Origin of the sequence: Enterobacter cloacae complex sp. ECC445, assembly GCF_021892025.1 — a bacterium.
Taxonomy (GTDB): domain Bacteria; phylum Pseudomonadota; class Gammaproteobacteria; order Enterobacterales; family Enterobacteriaceae; genus Enterobacter; species Enterobacter chengduensis.
Window position 1 is genome coordinate 29,369 of the sequence record NZ_JAKLRZ010000032.1, and the last position, 21,202, is coordinate 50,570.

At 58.5% G+C, this 21,202-nt stretch carries 20 protein-coding genes and 1 tRNA gene; 5 read left to right on the forward strand and 16 right to left on the reverse strand.

Annotation, left to right across the window (positions count from 1 at the left end; all coding sequences use genetic code 11):
- Genes L6R44_RS21385 through L6R44_RS21400 form a run of 4 tightly spaced genes read right to left on the reverse strand, consistent with a single transcriptional unit; the run spans window position 1 to window position 4,001 of the window.
- Window positions 1-639 (reverse strand): NADH:ubiquinone reductase (Na(+)-transporting) subunit D, encoded by a 639-nt coding sequence (locus L6R44_RS21385; RefSeq protein ID WP_045330387.1) that lies wholly within the window; start codon window positions 637-639, stop codon window positions 1-3.
- Window positions 632-1,426 (reverse strand): Na(+)-translocating NADH-quinone reductase subunit C, encoded by a 795-nt coding sequence (locus L6R44_RS21390; protein WP_237425362.1) that lies wholly within the window; start codon window positions 1,424-1,426, stop codon window positions 632-634. The genes L6R44_RS21385 and L6R44_RS21390 overlap by 8 nt, the downstream gene beginning before the upstream one ends.
- A complete protein-coding gene (locus L6R44_RS21395) occupies window positions 1,419-2,654 on the reverse strand; it encodes an NADH:ubiquinone reductase (Na(+)-transporting) subunit B (protein WP_032638308.1) in 1,236 nt (411 codons plus the stop codon). The genes L6R44_RS21390 and L6R44_RS21395 overlap by 8 nt, the downstream gene beginning before the upstream one ends.
- A gap of 3 nt (window positions 2,655-2,657) precedes the next feature.
- The gene (locus tag L6R44_RS21400) at window positions 2,658-4,001 is read right to left on the reverse strand and encodes a Na(+)-translocating NADH-quinone reductase subunit A (protein ID WP_237425363.1); all 1,344 of its coding nucleotides are present in this window, start codon (window positions 3,999-4,001) and stop codon (window positions 2,658-2,660) included.
- Window positions 4,002-4,299: 298 nt separating this feature from the next.
- Between L6R44_RS21400 and dpaA the strand changes: the two genes are divergently transcribed.
- A complete protein-coding gene (gene dpaA, locus L6R44_RS21405; protein ID WP_008500261.1) occupies window positions 4,300-5,040 on the forward strand; it encodes a peptidoglycan meso-diaminopimelic acid protein amidase in 741 nt (246 codons plus the stop codon).
- On the opposite strand, the gene L6R44_RS21410 is transcribed toward dpaA, so the two are convergent.
- A complete protein-coding gene (locus L6R44_RS21410) occupies window positions 5,011-5,778 on the reverse strand; it encodes a class II glutamine amidotransferase (RefSeq protein WP_010427885.1) in 768 nt (255 codons plus the stop codon). The two genes, dpaA and L6R44_RS21410, sit on opposite strands and share 30 nt — an antisense overlap.
- A 53-nt stretch (window positions 5,779-5,831) precedes the next feature.
- Window positions 5,832-6,410 (reverse strand): D-sedoheptulose 7-phosphate isomerase, encoded by a 579-nt coding sequence (gene lpcA, locus L6R44_RS21415; protein WP_010427884.1) that lies wholly within the window; start codon window positions 6,408-6,410, stop codon window positions 5,832-5,834.
- A gap of 239 nt (window positions 6,411-6,649) precedes the next feature.
- Between lpcA and fadE the strand changes: the two genes are divergently transcribed.
- A complete protein-coding gene (fadE, locus tag L6R44_RS21420; protein WP_032638301.1) occupies window positions 6,650-9,094 on the forward strand; it encodes an acyl-CoA dehydrogenase FadE in 2,445 nt (814 codons plus the stop codon).
- 108 nt (window positions 9,095-9,202) lie between these two features.
- The gene (locus tag L6R44_RS21425; protein ID WP_032638299.1) at window positions 9,203-9,973 is read left to right on the forward strand and encodes an amidohydrolase; all 771 of its coding nucleotides are present in this window, start codon (window positions 9,203-9,205) and stop codon (window positions 9,971-9,973) included.
- A gap of 51 nt (window positions 9,974-10,024) precedes the next feature.
- Here the strand turns inward: L6R44_RS21425 and L6R44_RS21430 are convergent, their stop codons facing one another.
- The 9 genes from L6R44_RS21430 to dnaQ form a co-directional block, all read right to left on the reverse strand.
- Window positions 10,025-11,626, reverse strand: coding sequence for a gamma-glutamyltransferase family protein (locus L6R44_RS21430; protein WP_237425374.1), 1,602 nt, complete (start codon window positions 11,624-11,626; stop codon window positions 10,025-10,027).
- A gap of 9 nt (window positions 11,627-11,635) precedes the next feature.
- Window positions 11,636-12,511: an ABC transporter permease gene (locus L6R44_RS21435; protein WP_237425364.1), complete on the reverse strand. Its 876-nt coding sequence runs from the start codon at window positions 12,509-12,511 to the stop codon at window positions 11,636-11,638.
- Between the two features lie 2 nt (window positions 12,512-12,513).
- Entirely contained in the window at window positions 12,514-13,455 is a 942-nt protein-coding gene (locus tag L6R44_RS21440; RefSeq protein WP_008500268.1) for an ABC transporter permease, read from the reverse strand.
- Window positions 13,456-13,473: 18 nt separating this feature from the next.
- Window positions 13,474-14,988: an ABC transporter substrate-binding protein gene (locus tag L6R44_RS21445; RefSeq protein WP_237425365.1), complete on the reverse strand. Its 1,515-nt coding sequence runs from the start codon at window positions 14,986-14,988 to the stop codon at window positions 13,474-13,476.
- A gap of 2 nt (window positions 14,989-14,990) precedes the next feature.
- The gene (locus tag L6R44_RS21450; RefSeq protein WP_237425366.1) at window positions 14,991-16,073 is read right to left on the reverse strand and encodes an ABC transporter ATP-binding protein; all 1,083 of its coding nucleotides are present in this window, start codon (window positions 16,071-16,073) and stop codon (window positions 14,991-14,993) included.
- Window positions 16,070-17,083 carry an ABC transporter ATP-binding protein gene (locus L6R44_RS21455; RefSeq protein ID WP_032638287.1) on the reverse strand — a complete coding sequence of 338 codons (1,014 nt, stop codon included), beginning with the start codon at window positions 17,081-17,083 and terminating at the stop codon, window positions 16,070-16,072. The genes L6R44_RS21450 and L6R44_RS21455 overlap by 4 nt, the downstream gene beginning before the upstream one ends.
- Window positions 17,080-17,799 carry a FadR/GntR family transcriptional regulator gene (locus L6R44_RS21460; protein WP_032638285.1) on the reverse strand — a complete coding sequence of 240 codons (720 nt, stop codon included), beginning with the start codon at window positions 17,797-17,799 and terminating at the stop codon, window positions 17,080-17,082. The genes L6R44_RS21455 and L6R44_RS21460 overlap by 4 nt, the downstream gene beginning before the upstream one ends.
- A 380-nt stretch (window positions 17,800-18,179) precedes the next feature.
- Window positions 18,180-18,256: transfer RNA gene (locus tag L6R44_RS21465), tRNA-Asp, on the reverse strand.
- Window positions 18,257-18,388: 132 nt separating this feature from the next.
- On the reverse strand, window positions 18,389-19,120 hold the full coding sequence (dnaQ, locus tag L6R44_RS21470; RefSeq protein ID WP_055703371.1) for a DNA polymerase III subunit epsilon: 732 nt from the start codon (window positions 19,118-19,120) through the stop codon (window positions 18,389-18,391).
- Window positions 19,121-19,184: 64 nt separating this feature from the next.
- On the opposite strand from dnaQ, the gene rnhA reads away from it, so the two are divergent.
- Window positions 19,185-19,652, forward strand: coding sequence for a ribonuclease HI (rnhA, locus tag L6R44_RS21475; RefSeq protein ID WP_023310485.1), 468 nt, complete (start codon window positions 19,185-19,187; stop codon window positions 19,650-19,652).
- Here the strand turns inward: rnhA and L6R44_RS21480 are convergent, their stop codons facing one another.
- The gene (locus tag L6R44_RS21480; protein ID WP_237425367.1) at window positions 19,653-20,369 is read right to left on the reverse strand and encodes a class I SAM-dependent methyltransferase; all 717 of its coding nucleotides are present in this window, start codon (window positions 20,367-20,369) and stop codon (window positions 19,653-19,655) included.
- A gap of 32 nt (window positions 20,370-20,401) precedes the next feature.
- Between L6R44_RS21480 and gloB the strand changes: the two genes are divergently transcribed.
- Window positions 20,402-21,160: a hydroxyacylglutathione hydrolase gene (gloB, locus tag L6R44_RS21485; RefSeq protein ID WP_237425368.1), complete on the forward strand. Its 759-nt coding sequence runs from the start codon at window positions 20,402-20,404 to the stop codon at window positions 21,158-21,160.
- The last annotated feature ends 42 nt before the right edge of the window (window positions 21,161-21,202 follow it).

Below are 21,202 nucleotides of genomic sequence, written 5' to 3' on the forward strand. Positions count from 1 at the left end.
TTACTCCTTTTCCTGCTGCTCTGGTCTCAACGTACGAATCAGCCAGATCAGCAAACCGATAATGAAAAATGCGCTAGGGGCCAGCAGGAACAGGCCGTTGGGCAGATACCAGCCGCCGTTTTGCACCGTGTCCAGCACCGTGATGCCAAACAGCTTGCCGCTGCCAATCAGCTCACGCAGGAACCCGACCGTCAGCAGGATCGCGCCGTAGCCCAGGCCGTTGCCGATCCCATCCATAAAGCTCGCGAGCGGCGGCATTTTCATGGCGTAGGCTTCCGCGCGGCCCATCACGATACAGTTGGTGATGATCAGGCCGACAAACACCGAAAGCTGTTTTGATGTTTCGTAGGCAAAAGCGCGCAGCAGCTGATCGACCACGATCACCAGCGAGGCGATGATCGCCATCTGGACGATGATCCTCACGCTGTTGGGGATGTGGTGGCGGATCATCGAGATAAACATGCTGGAGAACGCCGTGACCAGCGTGACCGCCAGCGTCATCACCACCGCCGTTTCCAGCTTGGTTGTCACCGCCAGGGCTGAACAGACGCCCAGCACCTGGAGCGTGATCGGGTTATTGGCTAACAGTGGGCCAATGAGCACCTTTTTAACTTCTTTCAGTTCACCGGTATCAGCCATTGTTCAGCGCTCCTTCACGTACGTTTTTCAGGAAAGGACCAAAGCCCAGCTCGCCCATCCAGAAATCAAAACTGTGCTGCACGCCTTTTGAGGTGAGCGTGGCGCCGGAAAGCCCGTCAACGGCGTAGTCGTCGCCCGGACGCGCCGCCCCTTTCATCACCTTCAGCGCAGGCTGGCCGTTATCGTCGAGCACTTTCTTGCCGACAAACTGTGCCCGCCAGTTAGGGTTTTCCACTTCGCCACCCAGTCCCGGCGTTTCGCCCTGATCGTAATAGGTGATGCCTTTAACCGTGCGGCCATCGGTGTCCAGCGCCACAAAGGCATACATCATGGACCACAGCCCGTTACCGTAAATAGGCAGCACCACTTCCTGAATACGTTTTTGAGCATCGCGAACCAGATAGATTTCGGCAAGGTTGCTGCGACGCTTAATCCCGGCGGGATCGTGCGATGCCTCCAGCGTCAGGCTCATCTGCGGATCTTTCAGCGCCAGCGCCTGGTTGAAGGTTGCCGGGTCTTTATCCAGCAGTTCACCGGTTTTTAAATCCACCAGACGCGCTGAAATACGTTCGGCAAAGACGGCCGAAACGTCGTCTGCGCTCATCCCGTCCTGCATCAGCCCGGCGACGGCCAGGATGTTGCGCTGTTTATCCAGCGCACGCTGCTTCTGCTGCAGAGGTTTTAACCCTACGGCAGAACCGGCCACGACAATCGAACAGACCAGACAGAGCACCAGCACCACCAGCAGCGTTTTGCTGATGCTGTCGTTATTTTTAACTTCAGCCACGCGCCTTCCTCCGCTTGATATTGGCCCGCACCACCAGGTAATCGAAGAGTGGCGCAAACAGGTTGGCAAACAGAATGGCCAGCATCATCCCTTCCGGGTACGCCGGGTTGACCACGCGGATGAGGACACACATCGCGCCAATGAGCACGCCATAGCTCCATTTACCTTTGTCGGTAAACGAGGCCGAGACGGGGTCCGTCGCCATGAACATCATGCCGAACGCGAAGCCACCCAGCACCAGATGCCAGTACCACGGCATGGAGAACATCGGGTTGGTGGTCGAACCGATGAGGTTAAACAGGGTGGCGGTCAGCACCATGCCGATCATGACGCCCGCAACAATTCGCCACGAGGCCACGCGACCGAAAAGAATGATCGCGCCGCCCAGCAAAATCATCAGGGTCGAGACTTCCCCGATGGAGCCCGGTATGTTGCCAATAAAGGCATCAAACCAGGTAACGGGCTGACCCGTTGCGTTGTTCACCAGCGTTTCGCCGCCGCGTGCCGCCCACTGGGAAAGCGGCGTCGCGCCGGAAAAACCGTCCGCCGCCGTCCAGACCAGGTCGCCCGAGATTTGCGCCGGATAGGCAAAGAACAGAAACGCGCGTCCCGCCAGCGCCGGGTTGAGGAAGTTCCGCCCGGTGCCGCCGAAGATCTCTTTGGCAATCACCACGCCGAAGCTGATGCCCAGCGCCGCCTGCCAGAGCGGCAGCGTCGGGGGAACAATCAAGGCAAACAGAATCGAGGTCACGAAGAAGCCTTCGTTGATCTCATGTTTACGGATGATGGCAAACAGCACTTCCCAGAAGCCGCCCACGATAAAGACCGTGATGTAAATCGGCAGGAAGAAAACTGCGCCCAGCGTCATCATGCTGATCCAGCCCGCATCTGCAGCGAAGCTTACCCCCAACGACTGGGCCAGACGGTAGTGCCAGTCAGACTGAATCACCTGCGCCAGCTGCTGGGCATCGTACATGTGGTGCAGCGCCGGAATGGTCTGCAGGCCAACGTTGTACATGCCCCAGAACATCGCCGGGAAGACCGCAAACCAGACCAGAATCATCATCCGCTTAAGGTCGATGGCGTCGCGAACGTGCGCCGCCCCTTTCGTCACCAGCCCCGGCGTGTAGAAAATCGTCGTTGTCGCTTCGTAGAGCGGGTAGTACTTTTTGAGCTTTCCTTCGGTAAAGTGCGGCTCAATTTTTTCAAAGAGGTGTTTTAAGCCCATCGGTTATCCTTCCTGCTCAATGCGGGTTAACACCTCGCGCAATACGGGTCCATATTCGTATTTACCCGGACACACATAGGTACACAGCGCCAAATCTTCTTCGTCAAGCTCCAGACAGCCCAGCGCCTGCGCGCCGTCGGTATCGCCCGCAAGGAGATCGCGCAGCAGCACGGTGGGCAGAATGTCCAGCGGCATCACGCGCTCGTAGTTGCCAATGGGGACCATAGCGCGCTCCCCGCCGTGCGTGCTGGTGGAGAAGTTAAAGAGCTTATGACGCAGGAAGTGGCCCAGCGTGGTGCGGGTGACGGAGTATTTTTCTGCGCCGGGCAGAACCCAGCCAAACAGCTCTTTCTCACGCCCTTCCTGCACAATGCTGACCTGCAAATGGAAGCGTCCCAGGTACGCGTGCGCGTTGGCAGCATGGCGCCCGCTGAGGACCGAACCGGAAATCAGGCGGTTTTCGCCCGCTTTCGTTTCACCCGCCAGCAGCTCGTTGATGTCTGCGCCCAGCAGCGTCTTCACCAGACGCGGGTTTGCCGCCTGCGGCCCGCCGATGGCGATGACGCGTTCCGCGTTAAGCTCACCGGTGGTGAAGAGCGTACCGATGGCGATGACGTCCTGATAATTAAGGTGCCAGACCCGTTTCGTCAGGCTTACTGGCTCAAGGAAATGGATGTGCGTCCCGACCAGCCCCGCCGGATGGGGGCCCGAAAATTCATTAAACGTGACCTGCCCCTGCGGATGGCCGCCGAGCTTGCCGCCGCCGGCCTGGCAAACGTGGACTTTTCCGGACGTCAGGCGAGTTAACACGGTCAGCCCGGCATCAAAGGCTTTGCGCTGCGCCAGGATAACCGGCTGCGGGTCCACGCTGAGCGGGTTGGTGTCGATTGCCGTAACGAAAATTGCGGCCGGTTCCGTCCCCGGAACGGGGGATTTGCTGAAGGGACGCGTACGAAGCGCGGTCCATAAGCCGGACGCCAGCAGCTGATCCTGAACGGCGTCACGGCTCAGCGACGCGAGGTCTGCGGCCTCGTAATGGGCGAACTCACGCTTTTCATCGCCCTCAATGCGGATAACCACCGACTGCAGAACGCGCCGTTCGCCACGGTTGATGGCCACAACGGTGCCGCTCGCGGGGGCCGTGAACATCACGCCGGGATTTTTTTTGTCCTCAAAGAGCGCCTGCCCGTTGATAACGCGATCGCCCTCCTGTACCAGCATTGAAGGACGCATACCGAGGTAGTCGTCGCCCAAAATGGCGACATGACGGACACTTGCGCCTGTCGAAACGTGCTGCGCTGGCACGCCTGCAATCGGCAGATCAAGTCCTTTTTTGATTTTAAACATGTGGTTAGCAGGTTTCCATGAACAACAATCCAGTGGCCGCAAAGTGTAACATTTTCCCCCTCTCACGGGCAGGGAATCCGCCGTCGCGCGCGCCAAATTGCGAGCTAATGCGCAAAGTTCCTGGAGCCATCGCCATTTTGATGGTTTATAACGTAAAACTAATTTGTAAACTCACCGCCCGGCTCTTGCGAAAATCTATGGCGGTGCTAATGTGAGCGCTCCTAACAGAATAATCTGATTTCGGGTCTCTTTTGCCGTCCTGGCAAGTTGGTCATGGTTTTATCAAGGAACTAGTAGTATGCGTAAAATCGCATTGTTCATTGCGATGCTTCTGATTCCGTGCATGTCGTTTGCCGGACTGCTCAGCAGTAACAGCTCAACGACGCCGATCAGCAAGGAATATAAACAGCAGTTAATGGGATCGCCGGTTTATATTCAAATCTTCAAGGAAGAGCGCACTCTCGATCTGTTTGTGAAAATGGGCGAGACATATCAGCTGCTTGATAGTTACAAAATTTGTAACTACTCCGGCGGGCTGGGGCCAAAACAGCGTCAGGGCGATTTCAAAAGTCCGGAAGGGTTTTATAACGTTCAGCGTAGCCAGCTCAAGCCTGACAGCCGCTTCTATAAAGCCATTAACATCGGCTTCCCGAACGCCTATGACCGTGCTCACGGTTATGAAGGTAAATACCTGATGATTCACGGTGCCTGCGTGTCTATCGGCTGTTATGCGATGACCGACTCCGGCATTGATGAGATTTTCCAGTTCGTCACGGGCGCGCTGGTCTTCGGGCAGCCTAACGTACAGGTCAGCATCTATCCGTTCCGCATGACCGATGCCAACATGGCGCGTCACAAGTACTCCTACTACGCGGATTTCTGGAAACAGCTGAAGCCGGGTTACGACTACTTTGAGCAGACCCACAAGCCGCCCGTTGTCTCGGTTGTGGATGGCCGTTACGTGGTCAGCAAACCGCTGAGCCACGAAGTCGTCCATCCACAGCTGGCGTCAAATTACACGGTCCCCGAGACAAAATAGCACCCACTCGCCTGGCATAATCTTTTGCCAGGTTTCGTTGCCCGTCAGCGGCTGCGTTGCGATAACAGTGACCACATCGTTCGGTGTGGTCTCCTTCTGAAAGTCTATTTCCACATCCTGATCGAGCAGCGTCGCAACGCCAAACGGCGCGCGGCGGGTGATCCAGAACAGATTCGTCGAACAGAACGCCATCACATAGCGACCGTCAGAGAGGAGCATATTGAACACGCCTTTTTCACGCAGTTCAGATGCCAGCGTCGCGATGTATTTGAACACGGCGGCCATATTGCCTGGGGTGCGGGGGTAACGCTCCGTCAGCTTGTGCAGCAGCCAGCAGAAGGCTTTTTCGCTGTCGGTTTCGCCAACCGGACGGAAGTTGCCCGTCTCCAGGGACTTATAGCCCGTCAGTTGCCCGTTGTGCGCGTAGGTCCAGTTACGGCCCCACAGTTCACGGGTAAACGGATGGGTATTTTCCAGCGCCACTTCGCCGCGGTTTGCCTGGCGAATGTGGGCAATCACCGAGCGGGACTTAATGGGGTAGTCCTGCACCAGTTTGGCAATCGGTGAGTTAAAGCTGGGCTGTGGATCTTTGAACGTGCGACACCCTTTGCCTTCGTAGAAGGTAATGCCCCAGCCGTCTTTATGCGGCCCGGTTCCTCCACCGCGCTGAACCAGCCCGGTGAAACTAAAGCAGATATCGGTTGGCACATTGGCGCTCATCCCGAGCAGTTCGCACATAGATCACCTCCACTCCACAACTGCGGGGGGCACCGGTGCCCCCCAGCGAAGCCTTACTTAACCATCTCTTTTTCGATCAGCTGGATCAGGATGTGGATCACTTTGATGTGAATTTCCTGAATGCGGTCAGCATAGCCGAAGTGCGGAACGCGAATTTCAACATCCGCCGTACCGTCCATCTTACCGCCATCTTTCCCGGTCAGGGTGATGACTTTCATCCCTTTTTCACGCGCGGCGGCGATTGCCTTAATCACGTTGCCGGAGTTACCGGAGGTAGAGATACCCAGCAGCACGTCGCCTTCACGGCCTACCGCTTCAACGTAGCGGGAGAAAATATGGTCGTAACCGAAGTCGTTGCCGACGCAGGAGATGTGGCTCACGTCGGAAATCGCAATCGCCGGGTATCCTGGGCGGTTTTCGCGATAGCGTCCGGTCAGCTCTTCTGCGAAGTGCATCGCATCGCAGTGGGAACCGCCGTTACCGCAGGAGAGCACTTTGCCACCCGCTTTGAAGCTGTCGGCCAGCAGGACCGCCGCGCGCTGAATAGCGTGAATATTGGCATCATCTTTCAGAAAGTTAGCCAGCGTTTCCGCCGCTTCGTTCAGTTCGTTACGAATAAGATCCTGGTACATGAGGATAATCCTTCAGTATTGATGAAATAACACAGTGGAGTGTACCGGATAGCGGGAAAAGCGAGAAGCTAAAGCCATGCGAAACGACCGGCGTTTTGCTTTTTCGTGCCTCTTAAAACGCAAACAATGTGAACCAGGTTGTAATTATTTTGTAAACACATTGCTAAAGGAAATGACATCAACTACAACCATATCATCACAAGTGGTCAGACCTCCTACAAGCAAGGGAGCTTTTCTTTATGATGATTTTGAGCATTCTCGCAACCGTTGTTCTGCTCGGTGTGCTGTTCTATCACCGCGTAAGTTTATTCCTGAGCAGCCTGATTCTTCTGGCCTGGACGGCTGCGCTTGGCGTCGCTGGTCTTTGGAATATCTGGCTTTTAGTCCCTCTTGCCATCATTCTTCTGCCGTTTAACCTGGCCCCGATGCGTAAGTCAATGATCTCCGCGCCGGTGTTTAAAGGCTTCCGCAAGGTGATGCCGCCCATGTCGCGAACTGAGAAAGAAGCGATTGATGCGGGCACCACCTGGTGGGAAGGCGACCTGTTCCAGGGCAACCCGGACTGGAAAAAACTGCACAACTACCCGCAGCCGCGCCTGACCGCCGAAGAGCAGGCCTTTATTGACGGCCCGGTAGAAGAAGCGTGCCGCATGGCTAACGACTTCGCGATTACCCATGAAATGGCAGACCTGCCGCCGGAACTGTGGGCGTACCTGAAAGAGCACCGCTTCTTTGCGATGATCATCAAGAAAGAGTACGGCGGTCTGGAGTTCTCCGCCTACGCTCAGGCTCGCGTACTGCAAAAGCTGTCGGGCGTCTCCGGGATCCTGGCGATTACCGTTGGCGTGCCTAACTCCTTAGGCCCGGGCGAACTGCTGCAGCATTACGGTACCGAAGAGCAGAAAAATCACTACCTGCCGCGTCTGGCGCGCGGACAGGAAATACCGTGCTTCGCGCTGACCAGCCCGGAAGCGGGCTCCGATGCGGGCGCAATTCCTGACACCGGCGTGGTCTGCATGGGCGAGTGGCAGGGCGAGCAGGTGCTGGGCATGCGCCTGACCTGGAACAAGCGCTATATCACGCTGGCACCCATCGCCACCGTGCTGGGTCTGGCCTTCAAGCTCTCTGACCCCGAAAAACTGCTGGGCGGCGAGGAAGATCTGGGCATTACCTGTGCGCTGATCCCAACCTCTACCCCAGGCGTTGAAATTGGTCGCCGTCACTTCCCGCTGAACGTGCCGTTCCAGAACGGTCCTACCCGCGGTCAGGACATCTTTGTACCGATTGACTACATCATCGGTGGCCCGAAAATGGCCGGCCAGGGCTGGCGTATGCTGGTGGAATGTCTGTCGGTGGGTCGCGGCATTACCCTGCCGTCGAACTCAACCGGCGGTCTGAAGTCGGTGGCGATGGGGATTGGTGCTTACGCCCACATCCGCCGTCAGTTCAAAATCTCCATCGGCAAGATGGAAGGTATCGAAGAGCCGCTGGCGCGTATCGCGGGTAACGCCTACGTGATGGACGCCGCCGCGACGCTGATTACCTACGGCATTATGCTCGGCGAAAAACCGGCCGTGCTGTCGGCAATCGTGAAGTACCACTGTACCCACCGCGCGCAGCAGTCAATCATTGACGCGATGGATATCGCAGGCGGTAAAGGCATTATGCTCGGCGAAGGCAACTTCCTGGCGCGCGGCTATCAGGGCGCACCGATTGCCATCACCGTGGAAGGGGCAAACATCCTGACCCGCAGCATGATGATCTTCGGTCAGGGCGCCATTCGCTGCCATCCGTACGTGCTGGAAGAGATGGCCGCTGCCCAGAACAACGACGTGGATGCCTTCGATAAGCTGCTGTTCAAACATATCGGTCACGTGGGCAGCAACAAGGTGCGCAGCTTCTGGCTGGGCCTGACGCGCGGCCTTACCAGCGCCACGCCAACCGGCGATGCGACCAAACGTTATTATCAGCATCTGAACCGTCTGAGCGCCAACCTGGCCCTGCTGTCCGACGTTTCCATGGCGGTGCTGGGCGGCAGCCTGAAGCGTCGCGAGCGTATCTCTGCCCGTCTGGGCGACGTGCTGAGCCAGATCTTCCTGGCCTCTGCGGTCCTGAAACGCTACGACGACGAAGGCCGTCAGGAAGCGGATCTGCCGCTGGTTCACTGGGGCGTGCAGGATGCGATGTATCAGGCAGAACAGGCGATTGACGATCTGCTGGCGAACTTCCCGAACCGCTTCGTGGCGGGCGCGCTGCGCGCGGTGATCTTCCCGACCGGCCGTCACCATCTGGCGCCGTCCGACAAGCTGGACCACAAGGTGGCGAAGATCCTGCAGGTACCGAGCGCAACCCGCTCCCGTATCGGTCGCGGTCAGTACCTGGCCCCTACGCCACATAACCCGGTGGGTCTGCTGGAAGAGGCGCTGCTGGACGTGATGGCCGCCGACCCAATTCACCAGAAGATCTGTAAACAGCTGGGCAAAAACCTGCCGTTTACCCGTCTGGACGAACTGGCAAAACAGGCGCTGGCAGGGGGCATTATCAATAAAGATGAAGCTGCTCTGCTGGTGAAAGCCGAAGAGAGCCGTCTGCGCAGCATTAACGTGGATGATTTCGAACCGGACGAGCTGGCGACGCAGCCGGTAAAGCTGCCGGAGAAGCACCGCAAACCTGAAGCGGCATAACGCGTTTCGCTTAGACAAACCCCGCCTCGCGCGGGGTTTTTTATTGCCACATTTTCTCGTAATGACGTGCTACAGTGTCAAAAAGGGGTCGTTTGAGGAGTCTGTATCGTGCCTGGCTTGAAGATTTCGATTTTGCAGCAACCTTTAGTGTGGATGGATGGCCCTGCCAACCTGCGCCACTTTGATCGTCAACTGGAAGGCATTACCGGGCGTGATGTGATTGTCCTGCCGGAGATGTTCACCACCGGCTTCGCCATGGAAGCGGCAAAACAGTCAATGCCGCAGGATGAGGTGGTCGCGTGGATGCATGCCAAAGCGCAGCAGACCCACGCGCTGATTGCGGGCAGCGCCGCCCTGCAGACCGAACGCGGGCCGGTGAACCGTTTCCTGCTGGTGGAGCCGGAAGGAAAGGTGCATTTTTACGATAAACGCCACCTGTTCCGCATGGCGGATGAGCATCATCACTATGAAGCGGGTAACGAGCGCGTGGTGTTCGAGTGGCGCGGCTGGCGTATTCTGCCGCTGGTCTGCTACGACCTGCGCTTCCCGGTGTGGTCGCGTAACCGCAACGATTATGACCTGGCGCTGTATGTCGCCAACTGGCCTGCCCCGCGCTCCCTGCACTGGCAGTCGCTGCTGGTGGCGCGCGCGATTGAGAACCAGGCGTACGTGGTGGGCTGTAACCGCGTGGGGACGGACGGCAACGGGCATCACTATCGCGGCGACAGCCGGGTGGTGAATCCGCAGGGCGAGATTATTGCCACCGCCGAGCCGCATCAGGCAACGCGCATTGATGCCGAGCTGTCATTGACGGCATTGAAGGAGTATCGGGAAAAGTTTCCGGCGTGGCAGGATGCGGATCCGTTTAGCATTGGGTGAAATTGTCCCCTCACCCCGCCCCTCTCCCAATGGGAGAGGGGGGATAAAATATTAACTCACGAGCGCCTGCCCGTCCTTGCGGCTCTCCGTCGCGGCCACGTAGTGCCCTTCCGGCAGACGGTAAATCACCTGCGCACCGCCGAAGTTATAATCCTGCAGCGGATCTTCCACCACGATCTGGTGTCCGCGTTCGCGCAGCGCGGCGATCGTATTGCGATCGAAGGTCGATTCAACGATCACCTCCCTGCCCTGCACCACGCGCCAGCGCGGCGCATCGATTGCCGCCTGCGGGTTTTGCCCGTGCAGCATAATGCGCAGCGCCATCTGCATGTGCCCCTGCGCCTGCATCGGACCGCCCATTACGCCAAAGGACATCAGCGGCTGGCCGTGGCCGTCCATCGCAAAGCCCGGAATGATGGTGTGGAACGGACGCTTGCTGCCCGCCAGCGCGTTCGGGTGATTGGGATCCAGCGAAAAACCACAGCCCCGGTTTTGCAGGCTGATCCCGGTGTCCGGCACCACAATCCCTGAACCGAAGCCCATATAGTTGGACTGAATAAACGAGACCATCATCCCGCTGGCGTCGGCGGTGCTGATGTAGACCGTGCCGCTCTGCGTCGGGGAACCGTAGGAAAAATCGGACGCCTTATCACGATCGATAAGCGCCGCGCGCGCCTTCAGATAATGGTCGCTCAGCAGCTCTTTCGCCGCGAACGTCATGTGATCTTCATCCGCCACGTAGCGGTCGAGATCCGCCAGCGCCAGCTTCATCGCCTCAATGGACAGGTGCAGAGACTGAACGGAATCCGGATGATGCTTCTCAATGCCGCACTGCTCCAGAATGCCGAGCGCAATAAGCGTGGCGATCCCCTGGCCGTTTGGCGGCAGCTCCTGCACCGAGCCGCCCGCGAAGTCGCGCGACAGCAGGTCTACCCAGTCCACGCGGTGGCTGGCGAGATCCTCAGCCGTCAGGTGCGCGCCGTGCTCTTTGGCGAAGGCGGCAATTTTCTGCGCCAGCTCGCCGCGGTAAAACGCGTCGCCGTTGGTTTTCGCAATCAGCTCCAGCGAGTTTGCCTGCGCCGGATTACGGAAGATCTCCCCCACGCGCGGGGCGCGGCCTTCCGGCGCAAAGCAGGCGCTGAAGCCGGGCTGATCTTTCAGCTTGCTATAGCCGCGCTGCCAGAGATGGCCAATCAGCGGCGAGACCGGGAAACCGTTGCGCGCGTAGTCGATGGCCGGCTGCGCAAGGGTAGTCAGCGGCAGCGTGCCGAAGCGTTCCGCCAGGGCGACCCAGCCGGATACCGCGCCCGGCACGGTCACCGCGTCCCAGCCGATTTCCGGTACCGCCGTTTTTCCGGCAAACAGATCCGCGTGCCAGCTGGCAGGCGAGCGCCCGGACGCGTTCAGGCCGTGCAGCTTTTCACCGTCCCAGACGATGGCGAAGGCGTCGCTGCCGATCCCGTTGCCGGTCGGCTCAACCACCGTGAGCGCCATCGCGGCGGCAATGGCCGCATCCACGGCATTCCCGCCCAGCTGCAGCATCTTCATGCCCGCCTGCGCCGCCAGCGGCTGCGACGTGGCAACGGCGTTATGGCCCAGCATCGGCGGGCGGCGTGATTCGTAACCGGACGTAAAATCAAGCGCTTTGGTCATCATGACTCCTTAGTCGTGGCGCGGATCGAGCGCGTCGCGCAGCCCGTCGCCGAGTAAATTAAAGCCCTGCACGGCAAGGAAAATCGCCACGCCGGGGAAAACGGACATCCACGGCGCCTGCTCAAGAAAGCCCTTTGCGGTGTTGAGCATGGAGCCCCAGGACGGGTTGGGCGGCTGCTGTCCCAGCCCTAAAAACGACAGGCTGGCTTCGGCGATAATCGCCGAGGCGATCGCCAGCGTGGCCTGCACCAGGATCGGCGACATCACGTTCGGCAGAACATATTTGATGATGATCCAGCGATCCGGCAGGCCAATCGCCCGCGCGCCGTCGATGTACTCTTCGTTGCGGATGGCGATCACCTGCCCGCGCGTCAGGCGGGCGAAGATCGGCATCGCGGAAAGGCCGATGGCGATCATGGCGTTGGTCAGGCTTGGGCCTAAAAATGCCCCGAGCGCGATCGCCATGATCAGGAACGGACAGGCCAGCAGCGCTTCAATGAACCGCGAGATGACGCCGTCCCACATCTTCTGGAAATACCCCGCCACCAGCCCCAGCGGCACGCCGATGACCACCGCGATAACAACCGACATACAGCCCGCCATCAGCGAGGTTCGCGCCCCCCAGATAATGCGGGATAAAATGTCGCGCCCCAGCTCGTCGGTGCCGAACCAGTACATCGCCGACGGCGCTTTGCGCACCGCCAGGAAGTTGGCTTTAACCGGATCGAACGGGGCAATCCACGGCGCCAGCAGCGCCACCAGCACGAAGAAGCCCACCACAAGCGCGCCAATCACCGCGCTTTTATTGCCGAGGAATTTTTTCAGCACCCGGTTTTGCGCGCGCGGCAGCGCGGGCACAGCGGTTTGCGTCGTCAGTTCCGCCATGGTTAACCTCGCATTTTCGGGTTGATAAGGACGTAGAGCACGTCGGCCAGCAGGTTCAGCATCAGGAAACCGATCGCCACGATCAGCACCACGCCCTGCACCACCGCATAGTCGCGGTTAAATACCGAGTCGACGATCATCTTGCCGAAGCCGGGAATGGTGAAGACCTGCTCGGTCAGCACCGCCCCGCCCAGCAGCTCGCCAAACAGCAGCGTGGTAAGGGTGATTACCGGCACCAGCGCGTTGCGAAACGCGTGCTTTAAGATCACCGCCTTCGGCAGCAGCCCCTTTGCCCGCGCGGTGCGGATGTAATCTGCCTTCAGCACGGCAATCATCGACGCGCGGGTGTGGCGCATCAGCGTTGCCGCGAGGCCGGTGCCGAGCACGGACGCAGGCAGCAGCAGCGTGCGCAGGTTCTGGAGCGGATCTTCACTGAACGGCACGTAGCCGGACGCGGGAAGCCACTGCAGGTTCACCGAGAAGACCAGAATCAGCAGGATCCCCAGCCAGAAGTGGGGAATCGAGATCCCCGAGATCGCCACGAAGTTCGCCCCGTGATCGACCCAGCTATTTTTGTTCACCGCCGCGAGGATCCCCATGCTGATGCCAAACACCAGCGCGATAATCATCGCCAGCAGCGACAGCTCCAGCGTGACCGGCAGCTTGCTGGCAATCAGCTGCGTCACCGGTTCGTGCGTGCGCAAGGAAACGCCCAGATCCCCCTGCAGCGCCCGCGTCAGCCAGTGGAAATACTGCACGGGGATCGGCGCATCAAGGTTCAGCTCCGCGCGCAGCTGTGCAATAACCGCCGGATCGCGCTCCTCGCCGGCCATGGCGATCAGCGGGTCGCCGGGCAGCAGCTTTTGCAGCCCGAACACCATCATGCTCACCAGCAGCAGCGTCGGGACGGCCAGCAGCAGACGTTTGCAAATCAGTTCCAGCATGGGTTCTCCTCGGGACGGTTATTTCGCCAGCGTCAAACCCGCCAGACGCACGATGCCGTCCGGGTACGGCTTAAAGCCCTGCACGCTTTTGTTGAGACCGAAAATGCGCGGCTCGAAGTAGAGGTAGGCAATCGGCATGTCGGTTTGCAGCTGCTTCACCACCTTGTCGTACAGCGGCTGGCGCGCGGCCAGGTCGGTGCTCTGGCGCGCCTGCGTCAGCCACTCATCCACCTGCGCGTTGCTGTAGCGGCCGTCGTTGAGGGTGCCTTTGCTGTTGATAAAGCCGTAGATGCTGCCGTCGGGATCCGGGCGCCCCGACCAGCCGGAGAAGCTCAGCTGATAGTCCCCGCTCTGCTGGCGATCCAGCAGCGTGGCGAATTCGGTCATCTGCAGGTTCAGGTTAAATCCGGCCTCGGCGACCATCGCCTGCAGCACCTGGCCAACCTGCTGGGAGGTTGGGTTGTTCGGCACCAGCAGGTTGACGGTCAGCGGCGCGGTGACGCCTGCCGCCTTCAGCAGCGCTTTGGCCTTGTCGACGTCACGCGGGGGAACCGGCAGGTTGACGTGATACGGGCTGACCGGTGAAAACGCCTGGTTTGCCGGGGTGTAGAGCCCCTCGAAGACCACCTGGTTTAAGGCATCGCGGTCGATAGCCTGCGAGAAGGCTTCACGCACGCGGGCGTCCCTGAACGGATCGTTTGCCGGCACCTTGCCGTTGTTGATGTTAAACGTAATGCCCTGATAGCCCAGGCCCGTTACCTTCGCCAGCGCCAGCTTGCTGTCGGCTTCGACGGTTTTCACGTCGCTGGCGGCGATGCCTTCGGTCAGGTCAAGATCGCCCGCGCGCAGGTTCGCGAGGCGCACGGAGGCGTCCGGGATCGGCAGATAGATAATTTTGTCGAAGTGGTAAGCGTCTTTGTTCCAGTAGTTGTCGAAACGGGTCAGCACGATGCGGTCCTGAGACACGCGGCTGTCGAACTTGTACGGGCCGGAACAGACCGGATGGGCGGCAAAGTCGGGCTTTTTCGCCGCTTCAGGCGCCATCATCGCGCCCGCACGGTCGGTGAGCTGCATCAGCAGCGCGGCATCCGGCGTTTTCAGGTGCAGGGCAATCTGCATCGGGCCGGTAACCTCTATTGATTCCACGGAGGAGATCTCGCTTTTACGCAGGGAGCCTTTCAGGGTCAGAGCGCGGTCGAGGTTGTATTTCGCGGCGGCGGCATCGAATTTCTCACCGTCGTGGAAGGTGACGCCTTCGCGCAAATTCAGGGTCAGGGTTTTGCCGTCGTCATTCCACGCCCAGTCTTTCGCCAGACCGGGGACGACCTTCAGGTTTTCATCCACGTCCACCAGCCTGTCGCACAGGGAGGCGAACACGAAGCGGCCATAGTAGGTGCGCGCCAGATGCGGGTCGAGCATGTCCGGGTCGGCGCCGAGACCGATCCGCAGCACGCTTTCAGAATGGGCGGGCAGCGCCGCGCCAAGCAACATAACACTTCCCAGTACGGTCAAAAGAGAATTACGCATTGTCATTATCATGAGTTCCTTGAAGGAAGGGAGGAGTGAGTGGCCGCGTGTTCAAACAGCGCGCGGCGGCGCAGAAAAGCGGCGGATGGCGGTGCAATCTGGATAACGCTGCGATCGCGGTTAATCTCCTGCCAGCGGTGACAGGCAACCTGGCGTCCGCCATCCAGAACCTGATTGATTGGCTCGACCTGGCGGCATTCATCGGTAACGTACGGGCAGCGGGTGTGGAAGCGGCAGCCGGACGGCGGGCTGGCCGGGTTGGGCAGATCCCCCTGCAGCAGCGGCGCGACGCGCTCAACGCCCGGCTGCATCTGCGGCGCCGAGGCGATCAGCGCCTGAGTATAGGGGTGCAGCGGCGCGTCAAAAATCTCGTCGACGGTGGCAAGCTCAACGATTTGCCCAAGGTACATCACCGCCACGCGGTCGCTCATGTGGCGGATCACCGCCAGACCGTGGGCGACGATCACCATCGTCAGCCCCAGCTGGTGCTTCAGGCTCTCCAGCAGATTAACCACCTGCGCCTGCACCGACACATCCAGCGCAGAGACGGGTTCATCCCCCAGCAGCAGCTTCGGGCCCGAGGCGAGCGCGCGCGCAATGCCGATACGCTGGCGCTGGCCGCCGGAAAACTCGTGCGGATAGCGCCCGGCCCAGGCGGCAGGCAGGCCAACGGTCTTGAGAAGCTCCGCGACGCGATACTGCCGGTCCGCTTTTTTCATGTTCTGGTGCAGCCACAGCGGCTCGCCGACAATCTGCTCCACGGTCATGCGCGGGTTCAGCGAGGCAAAGGGATCCTGAAAGATAATCTGCAGCTCGCGCCTGAGCTGGTTGAGGCGTGCCCCCGAGGCATGCGTGATCTCTTCCCCCTGGTAAAACACGCGCCCTTCGCTGGCGGCCAGCAGGCGCAGCACCAGACGACCCAGCGTGGATTTCCCGGAGCCAGATTCGCCGACAATCGCCAGCGTTTCGCCCGGCATCACGGCAAGCGAAACGCGATCGACCGCCGTAACAAACCGTGCCGGGGCGAAAAGTTTTTTCGGGCCGGGGAAAAGCTTGCTGAGGTCCCGGGCTTCAAGAATGGGCGTGGTCATGCGGTCTCTCCCAGGGCAACGTGGTGTTCGAGCGGCACGCGGAAGCAGGCGACCTGATGGCCCGCGCCGAGCGTGTTGAGCGACGGTTTTTCATCATGGCAGCGGGACTGCGCAAACGGGCAGCGGGTGGCAAAGCGGCAGCCTTTCGGCATGGACTCCGGCAGCGGGACCGAACCGGGAATGGTGGAGAGCTGGCCTTTACGCGCGCCCAGCGAGGGGATCGAGCCCATCAGGCCGATGGTGTACGGGTGCTGCGGGTCGGCGAAGATCGCCTCCACGCTCCCCTGCTCCACCACCTGTCCGGCATACATCACCGCCACCTGCTGGGCGACTTCGGCCACCACGCCCAAATCGTGGGTGATCATCAGCACCGCCGTGCCGGTTTCCTCTTTAAGGGTGTTCAGCAGGGTCAGGATTTGCGCCTGAATGGTGACATCCAGCGCGGTGGTCGGTTCATCGGCAATCAGCAGTTTGGGATGGTTAATCAGCGCCATCGCAATCATCACCCGCTGGCGCATGCCGCCGGAAAGCTGGTGGGGATACGCCTTGAGGCGCATTCCGGCCGCCGGGATTTGTACCTTCTCAAGGATTTGCAGCGCGACCTTCATCGCCTCCGCGCGCGAGACGTTCTGGTGCCGCATAACCGCTTCGCTGAGCTGATCGCCCAGCGTAAACGCCGGATTGAGCGAGGTCATCGGCTCCTGAAAGATCATCGCCAGCTCGCTGCCGCGCAGATCGGCATACTCCCGCGGCGAGAGCTTTCGCAGATCGTGGCGGCGAAACCGCATCTCACCGCTGACAATCTGCGCGCTTGCGGGCAGTAATCCCATCAGCGCTAACGAGGTGATACTTTTTCCGCAGCCGGACTCCCCCACCAGCGCCAGCGTTTCGCCCGCTTTGACCGTCAGGGAAATGCCGTCCAGTACGCTTACCGGAGAGCCGGCAAATTTAACGTTGAGATTATTCAGCCGGAGTACGGGCGTGGCGTCCTTAAAGGGTATTGTCGTCATGGCGTGAAGTCGTCCTCAAGGTGGATCGCCTGAATCAGGGCGGTTTGCAGGCTGAGCAGGTGTTCGCGCATGGCGGCTGCGGCTTCATTGGGCTGGCGATGGATAATCGCAGACATAATCTTGTGGTGGTGGTCGTTATAGCTGTCGACGCGTTCGGGGGTGCGGGCTAATTCACGCAGATGCTGCCAGCCCGGTTCGCGCCGCACGGCATCAATGGCATCAAACAGGCCGAGCATCAGGCGGTTGCCCGCCGCCTCGGCAATCGCCCGGTGGAAGGCGCTGTCCCAGAGTTCGTTGAGATCGCGGTCGTCCGGGCTGACCTTGTCGATGCGTTCCAGCATGCGCTGCATGAGCGCGAGGTTTTCCCTGGTGGCACGCAGTGCCGCAAGCCGGGCTAAGCCGGGTTCGAGCTGAAGACGAGCTTCCATCACTTCCAGCAGGTTGGTCTGCTGAACCAATCCCTGCAGGGCCAGCGGTTCTACAGGTGCCGCCGGGCCAATAAAGGTCCCTTTGCCCTGCTTGCGCCAGATGCGCCCTTCTTCTTCCAGCACGTCCAGCGCACGACGCACTTCACGTCGTCCTACGCCGAGTGTTTCCGACAGCTCACGTTCCGTGGGCAGCGGTATGCCTGGTGTTGACTCATGCTGGTTGATAAGCCCGCGCAGCTGCTCAAGCGCGGTGCTGGAATTGGCCAGAAACCGTGACGGTTTTTCCATATTGGTTCGCTCGCTTTCATCATGACTTTATTTTTATTAACGATAAGCTATTGATATGGAATGACGCTTATCGTGCTAATGATTAAGCAATAACCAAACCAATTCGTAATTGGTTCGGCTTTTTTTTGGGCGCGAGGGAGATAAGCCAATGATCCTGCGTGAATTATTTTTACAGAAAGAGACAGCGTAGCTGAGGTAGGAAGAAAGGCACGGCGGCGAAATGCACAATATCAGTGCAAATAACGCACTGCACTCGTGCAATTGTTAATTAATTGCACTATGGAGATTAACTTTTTGTTAACGATAGATGAAGGAATAAGATCGCAGAATGCTGAAACGACGAAGGCCTGAATCATTTCTGATTCAGGCCTTCTGAATAGTGGCGGAACGGACGGGACTCGAACCCGCGACCCCCTGCGTGACAGGCAGGTATTCTAACCGACTGAACTACCGCTCCACTGTTCCCGTTTGGGGAACGAGGCGCATATTACGGTGCGCCTCCGATCTCGTCAACGCTTTTTCTCACGTTTTGAATCGTTTGCTGCAAAAATCGCCCAAACGATGATTTTACAGGCATTCAGCCGTTTTTTCAGGCACGCCACAAACAGCTGCCGCCCTTCTTCTGCACCAGATCAAGCCGCGATTCGTGGTTAAGAAGCTCTTCATCACTGGCTAAAATAACCCGCAGCCGGCTCGCCTGACGGACAACACGCTGAATACCCGCTTCGCCCTGCGTCTGCTGAGACTCATTTTCCATACTGAACTTCATTGACGTCTGCCCGCCGGTCATCGTCAGATAGACATCGGCGAGGATCTGGGCATCGAGCAACGCCCCGTGGAGCGTTCGCTTGGTATTGTCTATCTCATAGCGCGAACAGAGTGCATCAAGGCTGTTACGCTTGCCCGGGAACATCTTCCTTGCCAGCGCCAGGCTGTCCGTCACCTTACAGAAGGTGTTCGTCTTCGGGATATCACGATTAAGCTTGCTGAATTCATAGTCCATAAAGCCGATATCGAACGAGGCGTTATGGATGACAAGCTCGGCGCCCTTGATGTATTCCAGGAACTCGTCAGCGACATCCGCAAACGTCGGCTTATCCAGCAAGAACTCATCGGCAATACCGTGAACGCCGAACGCTTCGGGATCCACCAGCCGATCGGGCTTAAGGTAGACGTGGAAGTTGTTCCCCGTAAGACGACGGTTCACCACTTCAACGGCGCCGATCTCGATGATCTTGTGCCCTTCGTAGTGCGCGCCGATCTGGTTCATACCGGTGGTTTCGGTATCGAGGACGATCTGGCGAGTAATTGCAGTGCTCATAGCGGTCATTTATGTCAGACTTATCGTTTAACTGAACGTTTCAAATACAGGAAGTCTACCAGAGATGCGTAAACAGGTAGAAATTTTCACCGATGGATCTTGTCTCGGCAACCCGGGTCCCGGCGGCTACGGCGCGATTATGCGCTATCGCCAGCACGAAAAAACCTTCAGCGAAGGCTATTTTCTGACCACCAACAACCGGATGGAGCTGATGGCGGCCATCGTGGCGCTGGAGGCGTTAAAAGAACACTGCGACGTGGTGTTAAGTACCGACAGCCAGTACGTGCGCCAGGGTATCACCCAGTGGATCCACAACTGGAAAAAACGCGGCTGGAAAACTGCGGATAAAAAGCCGGTTAAAAATGTCGATCTCTGGAAGCGGCTGGATGCGGCATTAGGTCAGCACCAAATAAAATGGGAATGGGTAAAAGGGCATGCTGGTCACCCTGAGAACGAACGCTGCGACGAACTGGCGCGCGCGGCAGCCTCTAACCCTGCGCATGAGGACGCGGGGTATCAGCCTGACGCCTGATCAGGGCTTTCTGTATTGCCGCGTGGCGCCAACGGTCTGGCGGATCGGCGTTTTCGATTTGCTCTGCTTCATGGGATTCAGCGTAAGGGGAATGGTTCGCTTACGCGCGACGATAAACTGCATGCAGCCCAGAGCAGGGAGATGGGTGCTCAGTACAACGCCCCCCTGCCGCGCCCAGGGCAGCACCTGAAAACCGCCGTAGCAGAGCACTTCGAAGTTCAGCAGCGAAAGCCAGTCGAGCTGGCGCATCAGGGTGAACATCCGGCTGTTGTAAGGTGGCGTCCGGCGCAGCACGGGCACCAGCTTACGCAGCCCCATCAGGCTCAGCGGGTTAAATCCACTCAGTACCAGCCAGCCGTCATCAATCAGCACGCGATCGGCCTCGCGCAGCAGACGATGCGGATCGCTGCACCAGGGTAACGTGTGTGCGAGCAAACACGCATCGACGGATTTTTCTGCAAACGGCAGATGCAGCGGGTCTGCTTTAACCTGAACCGGCGATCCGCCGAGAGAGACGTTAACCTGATGCGAGATAGCGCAGCTTTCGGTATTGATTTCCGCGCTGAGATTGCCAATCTTAAGCAGGTGAAAGCCATACATTTTCGCGAGCCAGGGCTTAAGCTGTTGCTCTAACGCCTCGCGATAGTATTCACCCCAGGGCAATTCTGCCCAACGTTCCGGTGCTGCGACAGCCTGAGGTATCCTTGCCGGTTTCATCAACACACCCGCCACGCTATTAGAGGTAATGTATGAATCTTATCAGTATTTCCGCTTTTGAGGACAATTACATCTGGGTTTTGGTTGACGATGAACGTCGATGCGTCATTGTCGATCCCGGAGAAGCGGCCCCGGTTCTGCGCGCAATAAAGGAGAACGGCTGGCAGCCAGAGGCCATTCTGTTGACGCATCACCATAACGACCATACTGGCGGCGTGCCTGAACTGCGCGACCACTTTCCGCATCTTGTGGTTTACGGACCGACTGAGGCACAAGATAAGGGGATCACGCAAGTAGTCGAAGAAGGCAAAAAAATCCTCATACGCGAGTGGGAGTTTTCCGTATTTGCTACACCGGGTCACACTTTAGGACATCTGTGTTTCTACAGTAAGCCTTATCTTTTTTGCGGCGACACGCTGTTCTCCGGCGGCTGCGGAAGGCTGTTTGAAGGCACGCCAGCGCAAATGCATCAGTCTTTACAGAAGATTAACGCCCTGCCCGACGACACCGTTATTTGTTGCGCCCATGAGTATACATTAGGAAATATGAAGTTTGCGGTAAGCCTCTTACCCGAGGATCGAGCGATTCAGGATTATTATCACAAAGTGAAGGAGTTACGTGCAAAAAACCAAAAAACACTCCCCGTAATTCTGAAAAATGAGCGCCAGATTAATTTATTTTTACGAACAGATGATATTGATTTAATTAATAAAATTAACCAAGAAACAAATTTGCAACAACCAGAACAGCGATTTGCATGGTTAAGGTCAAAGAAAGATAACTTCAGATAATTGCGGGTTGCCTTTTCAAAATTTCGCCGTTATCATCGCTCG

Excerpts from the sequence above, each read along its gene's own strand:
- L6R44_RS21480 (WP_237425367.1), bottom strand. The coding sequence starts at position 20,369 with ATGAAACCGGCAAGGATACCTCAGGCTGTCGCAGCACCGGAACGTTGG.
- dnaQ (WP_055703371.1), bottom strand. The coding sequence starts at position 19,120 with ATGAGCACTGCAATTACTCGCCAGATCGTCCTCGATACCGAAACCACC.
- L6R44_RS21455 (WP_032638287.1), bottom strand. The coding sequence starts at position 17,083 with ATGACGACAATACCCTTTAAGGACGCCACGCCCGTACTCCGGCTGAAT.
- L6R44_RS21450 (WP_237425366.1), bottom strand. The coding sequence starts at position 16,073 with ATGACCACGCCCATTCTTGAAGCCCGGGACCTCAGCAAGCTTTTCCCC.
- lpcA (WP_010427884.1), bottom strand. The coding sequence starts at position 6,410 with ATGTACCAGGATCTTATTCGTAACGAACTGAACGAAGCGGCGGAAACG.
- L6R44_RS21445 (WP_237425365.1), bottom strand. The coding sequence starts at position 14,988 with ATGACAATGCGTAATTCTCTTTTGACCGTACTGGGAAGTGTTATGTTG.
- L6R44_RS21435 (WP_237425364.1), bottom strand. The coding sequence starts at position 12,511 with ATGGCGGAACTGACGACGCAAACCGCTGTGCCCGCGCTGCCGCGCGCG.
- rnhA (WP_023310485.1), top strand. The coding sequence starts at position 19,185 with ATGCGTAAACAGGTAGAAATTTTCACCGATGGATCTTGTCTCGGCAAC.
- L6R44_RS21460 (WP_032638285.1), bottom strand. The coding sequence starts at position 17,799 with ATGGAAAAACCGTCACGGTTTCTGGCCAATTCCAGCACCGCGCTTGAG.
- L6R44_RS21400 (WP_237425363.1), bottom strand. The coding sequence starts at position 4,001 with ATGTTTAAAATCAAAAAAGGACTTGATCTGCCGATTGCAGGCGTGCCA.
- L6R44_RS21410 (WP_010427885.1), bottom strand. The coding sequence starts at position 5,778 with ATGTGCGAACTGCTCGGGATGAGCGCCAATGTGCCAACCGATATCTGC.
- L6R44_RS21395 (WP_032638308.1), bottom strand. The coding sequence starts at position 2,654 with ATGGGCTTAAAACACCTCTTTGAAAAAATTGAGCCGCACTTTACCGAA.
- L6R44_RS21440 (WP_008500268.1), bottom strand. The coding sequence starts at position 13,455 with ATGCTGGAACTGATTTGCAAACGTCTGCTGCTGGCCGTCCCGACGCTG.
- fadE (WP_032638301.1), top strand. The coding sequence starts at position 6,650 with ATGATGATTTTGAGCATTCTCGCAACCGTTGTTCTGCTCGGTGTGCTG.
- gloB (WP_237425368.1), top strand. The coding sequence starts at position 20,402 with ATGAATCTTATCAGTATTTCCGCTTTTGAGGACAATTACATCTGGGTT.
- dpaA (WP_008500261.1), top strand. The coding sequence starts at position 4,300 with ATGCGTAAAATCGCATTGTTCATTGCGATGCTTCTGATTCCGTGCATG.
- L6R44_RS21385 (WP_045330387.1), bottom strand. The coding sequence starts at position 639 with ATGGCTGATACCGGTGAACTGAAAGAAGTTAAAAAGGTGCTCATTGGC.
- L6R44_RS21430 (WP_237425374.1), bottom strand. The coding sequence starts at position 11,626 with ATGACCAAAGCGCTTGATTTTACGTCCGGTTACGAATCACGCCGCCCG.